General features: G+C 53.5%; 2 protein-coding genes. One reads left to right on the top strand and one right to left on the bottom strand.

The window, feature by feature from the left end; translation table 11 throughout:
- Positions 1–1112, bottom strand: a 1112-nt coding sequence (locus ACTHUE_RS14545; RefSeq protein WP_440423844.1) for a class II fumarate hydratase, incomplete at its 3' end; no start/stop codon positions are given.
- 308 nt (positions 1113–1420) lie between these two features.
- Here ACTHUE_RS14545 and ACTHUE_RS14540 point away from each other — a divergent pair.
- On the top strand, positions 1421–2891 hold a 1471-nt coding region (locus ACTHUE_RS14540), incomplete at its 3' end, for a TonB-dependent receptor (RefSeq protein ID WP_440423842.1).

Below are 2891 nucleotides of genomic sequence, written 5' to 3'. Positions count from 1 at the left end.
GATTGCAAGAGGTTGTAAGCGATAACGGGCATATAGACGTTCAGCTCGAAATTGCCCGATGCGCCCGCCATGCCGATGGTGACGTCGTTGCCGAACACTTGGCAGCACACCATGGTCATCGCTTCGCATTGGGTCGGGTTGACTTTACCCGGCATGATGGACGAACCCGGCTCGTTTTCGGGGATTTTGATTTCTCCCAAACCGCAGCGCGGACCGCTTGCCAGCCAGCGGATGTCGTTGGCGATTTTGTTCAGGCTTGCCGCCAGCGTTTTCAGTGCGCCCGAAGCGGCAACGGCGGCATCGCGTCCGCCCAAGGCTTCAAATTTGTTCGGCGCGCTGACAAACGGCAGGCCGGACAATTCGGCAAGTTTGGCAGCGGCTTTTTCGGCGTATTCGGGATGGCTGTTCAAACCCGTGCCGACCGCCGTGCCGCCCAAAGCGAGTTCGTACAAACCTTTGAGCGCGTCGTTCAGACGGCCTAAGCCGTGATCAAGCTGGGAAACGTAGCCGGAAAATTCTTGTCCCAAAGTCAGCGGCGTCGCGTCCTGCAAGTGGGTGCGGCCGATTTTGACGATGGGGGCAAATTCTTTGGCTTTTTTATCCAATGTGTCGCGCAGGGCTTGGACGGCGGGAATGAGGTGGCGGTTGATTTCAATCGCGGCGGCGACATGGATGGAGGTCGGGAATGCGTCGTTGGTCGATTGCGCATGGTTCACATGGTCGTTAGGATGGACGGGCTGGTACGCCGCCAAACCCGTACCGGCGATTTCGTTGGCGCGGTTCGCCAGCACTTCGTTCATGTTCATATTGGACTGCGTGCCGGAGCCGGTCTGCCACACTACCAATGGAAACTGCCCGTCGAGCTTGCCGTTCAACACGTCGTCCGCCGCCTGCGTAATCAAATCCGCCTGCTCAGGCTTAATCCTGCCGAGGGCGACATTGGTGGCGGCTGCGGCTTTTTTTACCAGCGCCAAAGCATAAATCAACGGCTGCGGCAGGGTTTCGCCGCCGATTTTGAAATTGTTGCGGCTGCGCTGGGTCTGCGCGCCCCAATAGGCTTCGGACGGGACTTCAACATTGCCCATGGTGTCGTGTTCGGTACGGGTACTCATGCATTTCTCCTATATTTAAACAGAAATAATAATGATTCGTAAATTTATTATACCCAGCAAAAGGCCGTCTGAAAAGGGAGGGGTTTTCAGACGGCCTTTTGCTTTATCAACCTGAAATATTAATAGAAGATAAAACCCGATTTCGGAGCAAATACATCCTGCGCCGCCGCTCCCCTCTTCTAAAAATTTTCCTCCTTGCCGATTTGTATTTTGCGCTAGGTATTTATCGACAATAAATACCTTATCGTTTCTTTACTTTGCTTCTCTCCAAGAGCATAATGAATAAAAATGATTATCAGGAGATGAAGATGAAACGAAAACATTTGGTTTACCTGTTAATGAGCAGTTTTGCCGCCGCAAACGGTTTTGCCGAAACCTTGGCAGACCCTGATGAAATCCAGCCTGTCAAAACCTTCTCCCCTCCCAAACCGATTGCACCGACCGCCGCACAAGGCTATTTCCCCGAAAACCAATTCGACCGCACCGACCGCAGCGATCATTACTTTGTTACCGAAAACATAGACCAAGCCTTCCGTCCGTTGAAAGCAAACAGCGGCTTCTACGGCAAAAGCTTTTACAACTCCGTTACCGCGCAAGCGCGTGGGGCAAAAGTGTACGGCGTGGCCAACCTCAATCACACCAAGGCCAACGGCTATAAAGACGGCGACGGCAATCAGACCGATTGGAAATACAGCCGTTTTAATCAAGCTTTGGTACTCGGTTTCGTGCCGTCTGAAAATCAAGAATACCGCCTCACCTACCTACACGACGACATCAACAACGACCGCCAGCCGCAGTTCGTCAACGATGCATTGGACACCGAACGCCATATCGCCAAACTCAACGCACGTTGGGGCAATGCCGATTTGAGCAATACGGTCAGCGCAGAAGCAGGCGTCATCAAACTCAAACGCCGTGCCGACAATTACTCCCTGCGCCCAAATAACACGCCGCAGCAAGTGTTCGTAGAACTTGACCGCAAAGTATATGATTTCTCGCTCAAACACGACGCGGATTTCGGCAAATTCCACAACACCGCCGCCGTCAGCTACCGCAACGACAGCCAAAACGGCGAACGCAACACCCACACCGCCATGCGCGATTTCCTCAACGGCTACCGTTTCGCCGATGTGCATATCGACCGCTGGCGCATCGCCGATACCCTGTCCTACAAATTTGACGACCGACACAAATTAGGCTTGGGCTTAAGCTACGAAATCAACGAAGCGGACGTACGCAAAAATACGGCGCAGCCCGCCCATCCGATGAACCGCAACCTTGCCTTCGCCTCATCGCAACAAATCTGGAAAACCCATTACGGCTACGACTTCAACGGCAAAGTTCGCCGTCATGCCTTCTCCGGTGAACTCAAATACGATTTCACGCCGTCTGAAACGCAAAAATACAGCGTTTCCCTTGCTCACTTAGAACGAATCGGCGACAACACTGAACGCTTCAACTCGCTTGCCGCCATCGTACAAAACCGCATGAACGGCATGCTGATGAACCAAAACCCAGCCGCCGCCATCGCAGGCAATCCCCTGCTGAAAACCGAAAAACACAACCGCATCAAGCTCACCGCCGACAGCCGCAACGACTACTACAACGGCTACATGAACTCGTTGGCAGGCGCGGGCTGGAACGTAGGCGGCACGCTTGTAGCAGATAAAGTCAAAGACTTGATTATTTTTGACCGCGCCCACGGACAAAGCGGTACGGCCTCCAAAGGCGGCGGCATCATCACACGCAACGTGGACGCGCGATTGTTTACCGCTCAGG

This window comes from Neisseria sp. P0021.S005, assembly GCF_051956955.1.
The sequence above is the reverse complement of the archived record's forward strand: the minus strand, read 5'-3'. Positions and strand labels throughout refer to the sequence as shown.